This is a genomic window from Hoeflea sp. CAU 1731 (assembly GCF_039888615.1).
GTDB lineage: Bacteria > Pseudomonadota > Alphaproteobacteria > Rhizobiales > Rhizobiaceae > Flavimaribacter.
In genome coordinates this window covers 584,992-598,128 of sequence record NZ_JBDQQS010000001.1, presented here as the reverse complement: position 1 = coordinate 598,128, position 13,137 = coordinate 584,992, and the positions used below count along the sequence as shown (strand labels likewise).

At 54.7% G+C, this 13,137-nt stretch carries 10 protein-coding genes; 5 read left to right on the top strand and 5 right to left on the bottom strand.

What is annotated here, in order from left to right:
• Nucleotides 1-38 precede the first annotated feature (38 nt).
• Entirely contained in the window at nucleotides 39-371 is a 333-nt protein-coding gene (gene hspQ / locus AAFN47_RS02885; protein WP_220227650.1) for a heat shock protein HspQ, read from the top strand.
• 75 nt (nucleotides 372-446) lie between these two features.
• Here the strand turns inward: hspQ and AAFN47_RS02880 are convergent, their stop codons facing one another.
• Complete coding sequence (locus tag AAFN47_RS02880) at nucleotides 447-1,070, bottom strand: invasion associated locus B family protein (protein WP_499807697.1); 624 nt, start codon at nucleotides 1,068-1,070, stop codon at nucleotides 447-449.
• 362 nt (nucleotides 1,071-1,432) lie between these two features.
• Between AAFN47_RS02880 and AAFN47_RS02875 the strand changes: the two genes are divergently transcribed.
• The gene (locus tag AAFN47_RS02875; protein ID WP_499807696.1) at nucleotides 1,433-3,253 is read left to right on the top strand and encodes an extracellular solute-binding protein; all 1,821 of its coding nucleotides are present in this window, start codon (nucleotides 1,433-1,435) and stop codon (nucleotides 3,251-3,253) included.
• Nucleotides 3,254-3,272: 19 nt separating this feature from the next.
• On the top strand, nucleotides 3,273-3,932 hold the full coding sequence (locus AAFN47_RS02870) for a DsbA family oxidoreductase (protein WP_499807695.1): 660 nt from the start codon (nucleotides 3,273-3,275) through the stop codon (nucleotides 3,930-3,932).
• Here the strand turns inward: AAFN47_RS02870 and mfd are convergent, their stop codons facing one another.
• A complete protein-coding gene (gene mfd / locus AAFN47_RS02865; RefSeq protein ID WP_499807694.1) occupies nucleotides 3,933-7,442 on the bottom strand; it encodes a transcription-repair coupling factor in 3,510 nt (1,169 codons plus the stop codon).
• Nucleotides 7,439-7,720 (bottom strand): FAD assembly factor SdhE, encoded by a 282-nt coding sequence (locus AAFN47_RS02860; protein ID WP_499807693.1) that lies wholly within the window; start codon nucleotides 7,718-7,720, stop codon nucleotides 7,439-7,441. Before AAFN47_RS02860 ends, mfd begins: the two co-directional genes overlap by 4 nt.
• Nucleotides 7,721-7,908: 188 nt before the next feature.
• Between AAFN47_RS02860 and recG the strand changes: the two genes are divergently transcribed.
• Together recG and AAFN47_RS02850 are read left to right on the top strand one after the other, a co-directional pair.
• Nucleotides 7,909-10,014: an ATP-dependent DNA helicase RecG gene (gene recG / locus AAFN47_RS02855; RefSeq protein WP_499807692.1), complete on the top strand. Its 2,106-nt coding sequence runs from the start codon at nucleotides 7,909-7,911 to the stop codon at nucleotides 10,012-10,014.
• Nucleotides 10,014-10,436, top strand: a complete 423-nt coding sequence (locus tag AAFN47_RS02850) for a DUF1801 domain-containing protein (RefSeq protein ID WP_499807691.1) — start codon at nucleotides 10,014-10,016, stop codon at nucleotides 10,434-10,436. Before recG ends, AAFN47_RS02850 begins: the two co-directional genes overlap by 1 nt.
• Before the next feature lie 24 nt (nucleotides 10,437-10,460).
• On the opposite strand, the gene AAFN47_RS02845 is transcribed toward AAFN47_RS02850, so the two are convergent.
• Together AAFN47_RS02845 and glmS are read right to left on the bottom strand one after the other, a co-directional pair.
• Nucleotides 10,461-11,162 carry a DUF502 domain-containing protein gene (locus AAFN47_RS02845; protein WP_499807690.1) on the bottom strand — a complete coding sequence of 234 codons (702 nt, stop codon included), beginning with the start codon at nucleotides 11,160-11,162 and terminating at the stop codon, nucleotides 10,461-10,463.
• Between the two features lie 121 nt (nucleotides 11,163-11,283).
• Entirely contained in the window at nucleotides 11,284-13,110 is a 1,827-nt protein-coding gene (gene glmS / locus AAFN47_RS02840) for a glutamine--fructose-6-phosphate transaminase (isomerizing) (protein ID WP_499807689.1), read from the bottom strand.
• Nucleotides 13,111-13,137: the final 27 nt, after the last annotated feature.

Below are 13,137 nucleotides of genomic sequence, written 5' to 3'. Positions count from 1 at the left end.
ACCGCATTGCAGCAATTTCCCAATCAGGAGACGAAGTTATGTTCAAAGCCGAAACAGCAAAGTTTCAGATTGGCCAGACGGTAAGACATCGTATTTACCCGTTCCGGGGCGTCATATTCGATGTGGACCCAACCTTCAATAATACTGAAGAGTGGTATGAATCCATTCCGGAAGAAGTACGCCCCCGCAAAGACCAGCCCTTCTATCATCTGTTTGCAGAAAACGACGATACCGATTACATCGCCTATGTTTCTGAACAGAACCTCATTCCCGACGATAGCGGACAGCCGGTTCAGCATCCTCAGATTCCGGAAATTTTCGAGGGCTGCGACGATGGAATTTATCGCCTTAGGGGTCCGATAGGCCACTAGGTCCTGCCATTGTCTGAAACAAAAAGGGGGAGCCGAACCGGCTCCCCCTTTGCATTCCGCAAGAGATCGCAACAATCAATTGCTTTCTTCGATGGCTTTCTTTTGAGCTTCCTCAAGCTTCATCCGTTCCGCCTGAATCTTCTTTTGCATTTCTTCCTGCAGTTTCTGCTGTGAAGCCTGCAGGTCAGACTGCTCGACCGGAGGTCCGTCGAAGGCCGCCGTGAAACCCGAGAGTGAAATCTTGATCGGATTTGGCGCGCGCTGATAGTTGATGGAAGTGAATACCGCTTCACCACCACGTTTCATCGAACTGATGATGCCGTCTGTCAGTTGCACTTCTGCCACGCATTTGTCCGGCATGCAGATCGTATAGGGTAAACGCTGCGCTTCACCACCGTCGATCTGCAACTGGATGCCTGGCGGAATAAGGCGCGCCGGAGGCACGGTCACCTGCATTGCCCTGCGGTTGACCTTGCCTTCAACCGTCACGAGACCAACAGCTGTTACAAGCTGTCCGGTCTGAGCCTGAATGATATATTGCACGACGCAGACGTCATTGTCTTCCTGCTTGGTGCATACCTTGTACCAACCCTGTCCGGGCGCTTGGGCATTGGAGGCTGCCACACCGGTCAGCGATGCAGTGCCTGCAAAGATAGCTGCAAGAGCTGCCTTGAAGACGGTCGAGGTTTTGAAAGTCATCGAAATCGAATCTCCTGAGATTTCCGGATCACCATTGTTATTATTGTGATGAATTTTTGACGTTCATTGCCGATTCTGCTGGATCACCGTTCAATCGCCCCGCCGGCGGTTCTGGCAGAACCTGGATTGTAGCGTTCGTTCTTTCCTCCCTGGCGAAGCGCAATGACGAACAAGTCGCGCTTCGCGATCTTTCATAGTTCGATGTTGTCTAAGCATAAACGCCGCTCCTGTCACCCCGTCTTCATGGTTGAATACAAAATTAGGCTTCATTTGAGGCATAAACTCTATTTTGTCGGGGTAATTGAATCACAATTTGGCTTGCTGCCATACTGCCCCGAACAGAATCAGGGAGATAAGGCGCTATGCGTAAAGTGTTTATGAGGTTTGTTGCTGTAATCACAGCGCTCCTGACATTTGGCGCCTCCGCCTTCAGCGACGATTCAACGCATGCAATTGCAATTCGCGGCGAACCCGCACTGAGCGCAGACTATACGCACTTTCCCTACGCCAATCCCGACGCACCCAAGGGCGGGCGGATAGCCTATGGCGTCGTCGGCACCTTTGATACGCTCAATCCCTTCATCGTGAAGGGCGTCAGAACGACCGCTCGCGGCATGTGGGACCCGCAGTTCGGCCATCTGACATATGAACCACTTATGCAACGGTCGAAAGACGAACCTTTCACCATGTACGGGTTGATTGCGGAATCTGTGGAGTTCGATGAAAATCACTCCTGGATACAGTTCAATGTCAATCCAAAAGCACGATGGTCAGATGGCGAGCCGATTACGGCGGACGACATCATTTTCACCTTCGAACTGTTCGAGAAAAAGGCGCGTCCTCCCTATTCAGACCGGCTTAAATACGTGACGCTCATGGAGAAGGTCAACGAAATGAGCGTGCGTTTTACATTGACCGAGAACGCCGGTTTCGAGTTTCCCCTCATCCTGGGCCTGATGCCCGTTCTTCCGGAACATGCGACAGACGTCGAGACCTTCGATCAAACGACTTTTGCTGAACCCGTCACCTCCGGTCCATACAAAATCAAGGAAATACGCCCGGGAGAACGCATTGTTTTCGAGCGCAGACCCGACTATTGGGCGCGTGATCTTCCGGTGAAACGGGGTTTCGACAATTTCGATGAGATTTCCATCGAGTACTTTCTGTCCGACAGTTCACAGTTCGAAGCTTTCAAGAAAGGCGCTTTCGACGTCTACATGGAAGGCAATCCGGTCGCCTGGGACCGTTCATATGATTTTCCCGCTGTTGAAAAGGGTGAAATTGTCAAAAAGGTCTTCGAGGAAAAGACGCCAGCCGGCATGTATGGGTTCGTCTTCAACACGCGAAACCCGGTATTTCAGAACGTCGATCTGCGACACGCCTTGGCGATGCTGTTCGATTTCAACTGGGTCAACCGGACACTGTTCGAAGGTGCCTACAAACGGACAGAAAGTTATTTTCAGGGATCAGAGCTATCGTCCATCGGCGTCCCCGCAAGCGATCTGGAACAGAAATTGCTGGCCCCCTACTCCGACGCAGTGGCTCCTGAAGTAATCGAGGGACGCTACAGAGCGACCGAGACAGACGGCAGCGGAAGAGACCGAAAGATCCAGCGCCAGGCGTTTCAATTGCTAAAGAAAGCCGGGTATTCGATCAGCGACGGCCAACTCGTACACGAGATGGGAAGACAGCTGTCCTTTGAAGTCATGACACAGAACCTGGGTCAGGAGAAACTGGCTCTGGCCTACCAGCGCAGCCTCTCGGCGCTCGGTATTGACATGCAAATTCGAACTGTGGACGACGCCCAGTATCAGCAACGAACAAACAGCTTCGACTATGATGTGATCATCAAGAGCTATCCCTCATCGCTGTCGCCCGGCGTTGAACAGCTCGGGCGCTGGGGTAGTCAATCCCGTGACGAAGATCGCAGCTTCAATTACGCGGGAACTGCCGACCCGGCGATCGATGCGATGATTGACGCACTACTCGCTGCAAGAGGAAAGGATGATTTCATTGCGGCGGCAAGGGCATTGGATCGCGTTCTGATCTCCGGACATTATGTCGTGCCGCTGTATTACCTGCCCGGGCAGCGTGTAGCCTACCAATCGCGCCTTGATCATCCCGAAGAAACGTCCATTTATGGATATCAGTTGCCGACGTGGTGGGACAGCACCGCCAACTGACCGGCGTGGAGATAGTGTCATGACTTCAGTCAACATCGATATAGTGTCCGATGTGATGTGCCCCTGGTGCTATATCGGCAAACGTCGACTGGAAGAGGCAATCGGAATGCTGCCTGAAGATCTAGAGGTCGACATGCGGTGGCGACCGTATCAGCTCGATCCGACGCTGCCGAAAGAAGGCAAGGACAGGAAACAGTATTTGCAGGACAAGTTTGGCGGCTCTGCGGGAGCATCGCGAGCCTATGAAGCCATCAGGGAAGCAGGGCGTCTTGAAGAAATCGCTTTCGACTTCGAGGCCATCCCGGTGGCGCCCAACACTCTTGACGCACATCGCATAATAAGGTGGGCGGCATCCGAAGCCCCTGGCGTCCAGGACGAACTGGTGGAAGTCCTGTTCAAGGCCTATTTCGAAAAGGGATTGAATATCGGTGACAACGAAGTGTTGCTCAACGCCGCCCAGGAAGCCGGGATGGATCGGTCGATTACGGAGTCTCTTTTATCCGGTGTCGCCGATTGCGAGGCCGTTGAAAAAGAGATCGACACAGCGCGACAACTCGGCGTCACCGGAGTGCCCTGCTTCATCATCGACAACAAATACGCGGTCATGGGCGCGCAACCAGCAGAGACGCTGGCCCGCGCGATCCGCGAAGTCGCTGCAAAGAAAGCTGAAGCGCAATAATCAGGCCGCCTCGGCGATTTCCGCCAGTTTGGACATCAGTACGGCCGCTCCGTTCAGCCGCTTCTGTGCGTCCGGCAAGTTGCGCGCAAACACGACGCTCTGGTCAGGTCTGAGCCGCGCCTTGTCCTGCTGTGCGGCGATATAGGAGACGAGACCAGCCGGGTTCGGGAATTCGGCGTTTCGGAATTGCACCACAATTCCCTTAGGTCCGGCGTCAAGCTTTTCAACATTGGCCGTACGGCAAAGAGACTTGATGTAGACGACCTTCAAAAGGTGGTCGACTTCGGCCGGAAGCGAACCGAATCTGTCGATAAGTTCTGCTCCGAACGCGTCTATTTCGTCCAGCGCTTTCAAATCCCCTATCCGTCGATAGAGACTCATTCGAAGCGTAAGGTCTGGCACGTAGTCCTCGGGGATCATGATCGGCGTGCCGACTGTAATTTGCGGCGACCATCCCGTATCCACCAGTTCTTCGCCGCCCTTCAACTCTGCAATGGCTTCTTCGAGCATGTGTTGATAGAGCTCGAAACCAACCTCCTTGATATGGCCTGATTGTTCCTCGCCCAGCAGGTTACCGGCGCCGCGTATATCCAGATCGTGGCTGGCAAGTTCAAATCCCGCGCCAAGGGTGTCCAGCGATTGAAGGACCTTGAGACGACGGTCGGCTGTCTTCGTCAGTACACGGTTCACTGGAAGCGTCATCAGGGCATAGGCTCTTACCTTGGAGCGCCCTACCCGACCACGCAGCTGGTAAAGCTGGGCCAGTCCGAATATGTCGGAACGATGCACGACGAGCGTGTTGGCTGTCGGAACATCAAGTCCCGATTCCACGATCGTCGTGGACAGCAGCACATCGTATTTGCCGTCGTAAAAGGCATTCATCACATCGTCGAGTTCGCTCGGCGGCATCTGGCCATGCGCCACCGCGACTTTGACCTCGGGAACATCGGATTCAAGAAACGCGTGTATTTCGGCGAGATCAGAAATACGCGGACAAACATAAAAACTCTGGCCGCCCCGGTAATGCTCGCGCAGAAGGGTTTCCCGAATGATCAGCGGGTCAAAAGGTGATATGAACGTCCGCACAGCCATGCGATCCAAAGGCGGCGTTGTGATCAACGAAAGTTCGCGTACGCCCGTCATTGCGAGCTGCAATGTGCGCGGGATTGGGGTCGCCGACAATGTCAGCACGTGGACATCGGCCTTCAGTTCTTTAAGTCTTTCTTTGTGCTTGACGCCGAAATGCTGCTCTTCATCGATGATAAGCAATCCCAGATTGGCGAATTTTATGCCCTTGCCAAGCAGCGCATGAGTGCCAATGACGATGTCTGCTTTTCCGTCAGCCAGTTCCTTCTTGGTCTGGGACATTTCGCCAGCTGAGATGAGGCGCGAAGCCTGCCGCACCCTCAGTGGAAATCCTCTCAATCGCTCCGCAAACGTCTTGTAGTGCTGTCGCGCAAGCAGTGTTGTCGGCACAACAATTGCGACCTGAACTCCGTTCATTGCAGCCACGAAAGCCGCTCGCAGCGCAACTTCGGTCTTTCCGAAGCCTACATCCCCGCACACCAGGCGGTCCATGGGTCTTGCTGCGGCAAGATCGTCAAGAACGGAATCGATCGCGGTCTGCTGATCGTCGGTTTCGTCATACGGGAACCTGGCCGCAAACTCGTCGTAGAGCCCTTCCGGCACGGCGAGACTGGCGGTATGGCGGGTGTGGCGTTCGGCGGCGATACTGATCAGCGTGTCAGCCATGTCGAGCAGGCGTTTCTTCAGTTTAGCCTTGCGCATCTGCCAGGCGACGCCGCCCAGCTTGTCAAGGGTCGCTTCAGCCGAATCGCTGCCGTAGCGCGACAGGAGTTCAATGTTTTCGACCGGCAGGAAGAGTTTAGCCTGATCTGCATAATGCAGTTCCAGACAGGCATGGGGCGCGCCGGCTGCTTCGATGGTTCTCAGGCCGACAAAGCGACCGATGCCGTGTTCGGCGTGAACAACAATCGATCCCGCTTCGAGACCGGAAACTTCCGTTATGAAATCCGCGCCCTTCTTGCGGCGGCGATTTCTTCTGACCAGCCTGTCTCCGAGAATATCCTGCTCGCCGATGACGGTCAGTTCTCCGTTCTCAAAACCGGCTTCCAGATTGAGAACAGTCATCGCGGCTTCGCCGGTCTTCAGGTCGCCCATCTCCGAGATAGAAGAGATGGGCCGTACACGTTCGAGACCATGCTCCCCGAGCACCTGCATCAGCCGATCCAGAGAACCGTCGCTCCAAGCCGTGACTAGCACCTTTCCGCCTTTTGATCTGCGATCAGCGATATGTTTTACGACCTGGTCGAAAACATTGGTGCGCTCGGCTTCCGTGGAATTTTCCTCAACGGTTTTGGCCCAGCGTTTTCCCGGCTTGGAGTCTAGATTGACAACTTCGCGCCTGCCGCCACTTTCTTCAGCGAAAGGCGACAGGCGTATTGCATTGCGAGCGCTGAGAAAGGATTCGACAGCGCCCTGTTCGAGATAAAGCGTTTTCGGCTCAATCGGATTATAGGGAGTGCCGTGAGTTGAAGCTGACGCGTCCGACACCTCGCGACGCGCGCGATAGTGGTCCTCGACCTGATCATATCTTTGCCCGGCGGCTTTCGCAGCGTTGTGGTCGGCAAACCAAGTATAGCCTGGCAGATAGTCGAACACGGTCTCCAACTCTTCGTAGAAAAGCGGAAGCCAGTGTTCCATTCCGGCAAATCGCCTGCCTTCACTGACGGCCTGATAAAGAGCGTCGTCACGACGCGCTGCGCCAAAACTGGCAAGGTAGTTTTTGCGGAAACGGCTGATGGTCTCGTCCGTAAGCACAACTTCGCTCATTGGATTGAGTTCCAGTTCCCTTCCCTGACTGACGGTTCTCTGGGTGTCCGGATCAAAGCTGCGGATGCTTTCTAGCGTATCACCGAAGAAATCGAGACGGAGTGGAAGTCCGTTGCCGGGCACGAAGGCATCCAGAATACCGCCGCGAACAGCAAACTCTCCGACTTCCCGAACTGTGGCGACGCGTTCGAACCCATTGTAGGAGAGCCGGGAAACCACATCGTCCATCCTGACCTGATTGCCAGCGCGGGCCCGGAATCCAAGCTTCGCGAGTACGGTGCGAGGGGGCAGTTTCTGGATCAGCGCGTTGGCGGATATCAGAACGATCGCCGGATGCGGGTTTTCTGCATGGGCAATCAGCGAGCAAAGGGCGGACAGCCGGCGCGCTGAAACATCCGCGCTTGGCGACACACGGTCGTAGGGTAGACAATCCCAGGCCGGAATTGTCAGGACAGGCAAGTCCGGAGCAAAGAAACCAAGCATTTGCTCCAGGTCGGCAAGATGCTGTCCATCGGACATCACATGTACGACTGGCTTGCCGGATCTCGCGGTCTCCGCGAGAACAAGCGGAACAGCGCCGTCCGAAACATTGGCCAGAGTGATCGGCTCATCGATTGCGATGATTGTTGAAGGATTGAAGCTATGCAGCATACTCATGGATTTCGTTGGTAAGCACAGATTGCCCGAAACAGGGCTGTATCGAAGTCTGCAGGGGTGTCGACTTCACCTGTGACCCAGCGGATCAGGTCGCGATCGTCCACCTCGAGAATCCGTTCGAGCGTATCGAGTTCGTCATCGGTCAGTTTGTCGATGTTACGATCGGCGAACTGTCCCATAACGATGTCCATCTCACGAATACCGCGGTGCCAGCAGCGAAACAGAATCTTGCGGCGGCGTTTGTCCAGATCGGAGCTGGACCTTGTCGTGCCGGTCATGACGGGAAACTCTTAATCTGCTTGTGGAGGGGCTTCTATAGCCGACCCGGCGTTCGTTGTCAGCCGTCGCTTTGTCGATATGCGATATCATGGTAGAGGCTGTTGTTCCAATGCAGATATGCTTCATTTTTTCCGGGATCGCCTCCGCAACTTCTGATATTCCGGACGGATTGTGAGAGTGTGAAGAAATGCGTCCCGCAGAACTCGATCCGCTCTTTGTTCCCATCACATCCTATTCCGGGATAGGACCGAAAATAGCGGATTTGATTGCCCGTGCGCTCGATCGTGAATCCGGAGATGACACCCGCGCCGTAGACTTGATTCTTCTGCCTCCTAGCCGGTTGATCGATCGCAGACATCGACCCGGCGTAGCCTTCGCACAGGAAAGCGAAATCGTTACGCTCAGTCTGCACATCGATCGTCACACGCCACCGCCGCCTGGACGAAAAAATGTTCCGTACCGCGTTCTGGCTCATGATGAAACCGGCGAAATAGCGCTGACTTTTTTCAATGCGCGAACAAACTGGCTCGAAAAGCAATTGCCTTTGGGAGAGAAGGTTCTGGTCAGTGGTCGAATGGAATGGTTCAACGGACGCGCGAGTATGGTGCATCCCGACCGAATGGCCAGAGAAGGTAGCGATGATCCATTCCCTGTAGTCGAACCCGTTTACCCATTGACAGCGGGACTTTCCCCGAGGGTTTTGCAGAAAGCGATAGACGCTGCCTTGGAGGCTTTACCGGTTCTGCCGGAATGGCAGTCCAAACCTCTCATTGAAAAAAACAGTTTCCCGAGCTTCAACGACTCCGTCCTAAGGCTCCATGCTCCGCGAGATCACACGGACATGGATCCGAATGCTCCGGCGCGCAGACGTCTGGCGTATGATGAATTACTCGCCGGTCAATTATCCCTGGCGCTCGTCCGGCAGTGCATTCGTGCTCTGCCGGGAAAACCGGTCAGGGGCGACGGAAAACTGCGAAAGCAATTGATGGCGGCCCTGCCCTTTCATTTGACCACCGGCCAAATTCAAGCTGTCGATGACATTCTTGCGGACATGAACTCCGAAGAACGCATGTTGCGTCTGCTGCAGGGCGATGTCGGATCTGGAAAAACCATAGTTGCACTGATTGCGCTTGTCGCCTGTGTCGAGGCCGGTGGCCAAGGCGTCCTCATGGCGCCGACCGAGGTTCTCGCCAACCAGCATTTTACCACAATCATGCGAATTCTGGAGAACTCTGGAATACGATGCGCGTTTCTGACCGGCCGCACCAAGGGGCGCGAACGCGCAGATGTACTGGAGAAGATCGAGAACGGACAGGCGGGTATTATCATCGGAACCCACGCCCTGTTTCAGGAAAACGTCAATTACAATAATCTGCTTCTGGCAGTTGTGGATGAACAACATCGATTTGGCGTCCACCAACGCCTACGCCTGACGGCGAAAGGCGCAGCGCCGCATATGCTCGTGATGACGGCGACGCCGATCCCGCGCACACTTGTTTTGTCTGCCTTCGGCGACATGGATGTCTCCCGTTTGTCAGAAAAGCCGGCGGGTCGAAAACCGATCGCAACGGCCACCATGTCGATTGACCGCTTGCCTGAGATCCTGGATCGGTTGCGAAACGCAATTGATAACGGCAGGAAAATATACTGGATATGCCCGCTGGTCGAAGAGTCCGACCTTGTCGAACTTATGTCGGCTGAGAAGCGGTTCGAATGGCTCAAAGAGTATTTCGGGACACTGACCGGATTGATCCATGGACGAATGAAATCCGACGAAAAAGATACGGCCATGCAGGATTTCAAATCCGGCAAAATCCGCCTGCTCGTCGCCACGACGGTTATTGAAGTCGGTGTGGATGTGCCTGATGCTTCGATCATGGTCATCGAACACGCGGAACGTTTCGGGCTTGCTCAACTTCATCAACTGCGCGGCCGCGTAGGGCGTGGCGATGAAGCATCGAGTTGCATTCTGCTCTACAAGGGGCCGCTTGGCGCCACCGCCAAGGCCCGTCTTTCGATCATGCGCCAGACAGAAGACGGTTTTCGAATTGCGGAGGAGGATTTACGATTGCGCGGTGAAGGTGAATTACTGGGTACGCGACAGTCCGGAATCCCCGGCTTTCGGCTGGCCTCACTCGACGTACATGCGGACTTGCTTGAAACCGCACGCAACGATGCACGCCACATTGTTCACGAGGACCCTTCGCTGTCTTCGAAGCGTGGCGCCGCCTTGCGCATGTTGCTTTACATTTGGCGCAAGGACGAAGCCGTAAGACTGTTGAGGGCAGGCTGATGACCGAAAAACCATTCAAGGATGCAAGCGTCAGGTCCGCTTTCGAGGCCTTTCCGGATGAAGCGCGAAACAGTCTGATGGAAATGCGGGAAATTCTCTTCCGAGCGGCCCATGAGACGCCTGGCGTGGGAACAATCACCGAATGCCTGAAGTGGGGCGAGCCGAGTTATTTGCCAGCGAAGTCTGGCGTCGGCACAACGGTTCGTCTGGCATGGAAAGAGAAGCAACCGAGGCACGTGAGTGTATTTCTGCACTGCCAGACCAATCTGGTCGAGCGTATTAGGGAAATCTATCCTGACGTGTTCACATTCGAGGGGAACAGGCAACTGTCAGTGCCTGTTGGCGCGCCGTTACCGGAAGAGGAATTGCAGCACTGCTTCTCGATGGCCCTAACCTACCATATGAGAAAGAAGACCGGATAGAGTCTAGAATAGCCGCTTAGTGGATCAAGCGTCGATCTTTTCTCGCTCGGTGATGGCCTGTCGTGCGATCTCTTCAGTTTTTCGATGATATTCCGGGGCGACCAAGCCCGCAGATATGACCATCTTGGCGGCTTCTTCGACGCTCATGTCCAGAACTATGACATCTTGCCGAGGCACAAACAGTAGAAAACCTGATGTCGGGTTCGGGGTCGTCGGGAGGAAAACCGAAACAGTGTCGACACCTGCATCAGTCAACCTGTAAGCAACTTCGCCCTTCGTATCTGTCGCAAGAAAGACGATCGACCATAGACCCTTGCGCGGATATTGGATCAACGCCGCCTTGTTGAACGAATTGTTTTGCTCGGCAAGGACGGTTTGGAAAATCTGTTTCAAACCCTTGTAGATGCCGCGGATCAGCGGCATCCGGTCGAGTATGGATTCGCCATAGGTCAGGATCGTGCGGCCGATCAGATTGGCAGTGAGGAAACCAACAAGGGTGATGAAAATCAACGCCGTCAGCAGTCCGAATCCTGGAACGCTGAACGGCAGGTAGTTGTCCGGATTGTAGACGTGCGGAAGATAAGGTTTTACCCAGCCATCCACCCACTCAATAAATGACCAAGTGATATAGGCGGTGATCGCAAGCGGAGCGCAGACGATCAAGCCCGTGAGGAAATAGTTCCTGACACGGGTTGTCGCGCGAATTCGGACCGGTTTGTCAGACATGAAAATGCCAATGGGAACTTTGATGCATAAAGCATTATTATAGGAAGGCGAAGGCCCGCCAACAAGCGTTGTCTTGCGCCCGAGAGAAATATTGATGTTGGCGTCTGAGCGCGTCTAGCCGCTATTCCACAGTGACCGATTTTGCGAGATTGCGGGGCTGATCAACATCCGTTCCCATGAAAACCGCCGTGTGATAGGCGAGCAATTGCACCGGGATTGAAAATACCAGCGGCGCAATGAACTCGTCGACACTGGGCAGTGTGACCGTCGCCAAAGTTTTCATGGATGACGCCGCGGCGCCGGCTTCATCAGTAATGAAAATGATTTTGCCGCCTCTTGCGGCGACTTCCTGCATATTCGACATCGTCTTGTCAAAATGCCGGTCGTGCGGCGCTATGACGATCACCGGCATATTTTCATCTATCAGCGCTATCGGGCCGTGCTTCAGTTCTCCGGCAGCATAAGCCTCTGCGTGGATGTATGAGATTTCCTTGAGCTTCAATGCGCCTTCCATCGCCAGCGTGTAGCTGGTGCCTCGACCGAGATAGAGCACGTTGTGGTATTTCGATAGTTCACGGGACAACTCTTCCAACTGTGGTTGAATCGCATGAAGCACATTACCCACGATCCGCGGCGCATGCGTTGCCGCTTGAATCATCTCGGATTCCTGTTCCGGCGTGAGCGTATTGCGGGCGCGGCCAGCCAGGATGGCAAGTGAGGCGAATACGGCGAGCTGCGATGTGAACGCCTTGGTTGACGCCACGCCGATTTCCGGGCCTGCGAGCGTCGGGAACACAACATCTGCTTCCCGCGCAATCGTCGATTCCTGAACGTTGACGATCGCGCCGATCTTGAGACCGTTCTCCTTGCAGTACCGAAGTGAAGCCAGCGTGTCAGCCGTTTCTCCGGATTGAGAAATGAAAAGCGCCGCTTCTCGATCGGTCATGGGCATTTCACGGTAACGGAATTCAGAGGCGATGTCGATTTCGACAGGCAATCGCGCGTAACGTTCGAACCAGGTCTTTCCGATATGTCCTGCAAGGAAAGCGGTTCCGCAGGCAGCGATTTTCAGACCATCGATAGACGCGAAATCAATAGGCTGGGAAACAGGCCGAACAGCTTTGGCGACGAAATCCATGTAATGCGCAAAGGTGTGTGAAATCGCTTCCGGCTGTTCGTAGATTTCCTTTTCCATGAAGTGGCGATGGTTGCCCTTTTCCACCTGCGCATAGGCGACAGACGCTTTCGAACGCTTGCGTTGAACGGGTAAGCCGTCTGTCGAGAAGATTTCAAGGCGGTCCTTGCGTACGACAGCCCAGTCTCCATCCTCGAGATAGGTGATATCTTCGGTAAAGGGAGAGAGCGCGATGGCGTCTGATCCGAGGAACATTTCACCGGATCCATGACCAATGGCCAGCGGCGGACCATTGCGTGCGCCCATGATCATGTCGTCATGGCCTTCCACAAGTACGCAAAGCGCATAGGCGCCGCGAATGAGTTTGACCGCTGCCTGCATCGCTTCTTCCGGCGACTTGCCGCTCTCGAGTAGACTGGCGATGAGTTGCGCGACTACTTCCGTGTCTGTTTCCGTATTGAACTCCGCCCCGCGCGCTTCAAGCTCCTGTCGGATTTCTGAAAAATTTTCGATGATACCGTTATGGACGACGGCTACGCCGTTGCAGAAATGCGGGTGCGCATTGTTCGTGGTCGGAGCGCCGTGTGTCGCCCAGCGCGTGTGGCCGATGCCGATGGTTCCCTCCAGCGGCTGTTCGTCCAGTTGTGTTTCCAGATTGATCAGCTTGCCTGCTGCGCGCCTGCGATCAAGATGACCGCCGGATAAAGTGGCGACGCCGGCAGAATCGTATCCTCTGTATTCAAGGCGCTTGAGCGCGTCTACAAGTTGGGTCGCTACCGGTTTGTTGCCAATAATTGCTACGATGCCGCACATGAAACCGGATCCCTATCAGAAGTACTG

Excerpts from the sequence above, each read along its gene's own strand:
- AAFN47_RS02845 (WP_499807690.1), bottom strand. The coding sequence starts at position 11,162 with ATGTCTGACAAACCGGTCCGAATTCGCGCGACAACCCGTGTCAGGAAC.
- recG (WP_499807692.1), top strand. The coding sequence starts at position 7,909 with ATGCGTCCCGCAGAACTCGATCCGCTCTTTGTTCCCATCACATCCTAT.
- AAFN47_RS02850 (WP_499807691.1), top strand. The coding sequence starts at position 10,014 with ATGACCGAAAAACCATTCAAGGATGCAAGCGTCAGGTCCGCTTTCGAG.
- AAFN47_RS02880 (WP_499807697.1), bottom strand. The coding sequence starts at position 1,070 with ATGACTTTCAAAACCTCGACCGTCTTCAAGGCAGCTCTTGCAGCTATC.
- hspQ (WP_220227650.1), top strand. The coding sequence starts at position 39 with ATGTTCAAAGCCGAAACAGCAAAGTTTCAGATTGGCCAGACGGTAAGA.
- mfd (WP_499807694.1), bottom strand. The coding sequence starts at position 7,442 with ATGAGTATGCTGCATAGCTTCAATCCTTCAACAATCATCGCAATCGAT.
- AAFN47_RS02870 (WP_499807695.1), top strand. The coding sequence starts at position 3,273 with ATGACTTCAGTCAACATCGATATAGTGTCCGATGTGATGTGCCCCTGG.
- glmS (WP_499807689.1), bottom strand. The coding sequence starts at position 13,110 with ATGTGCGGCATCGTAGCAATTATTGGCAACAAACCGGTAGCGACCCAA.
- AAFN47_RS02860 (WP_499807693.1), bottom strand. The coding sequence starts at position 7,720 with ATGACCGGCACGACAAGGTCCAGCTCCGATCTGGACAAACGCCGCCGC.
- AAFN47_RS02875 (WP_499807696.1), top strand. The coding sequence starts at position 1,433 with ATGCGTAAAGTGTTTATGAGGTTTGTTGCTGTAATCACAGCGCTCCTG.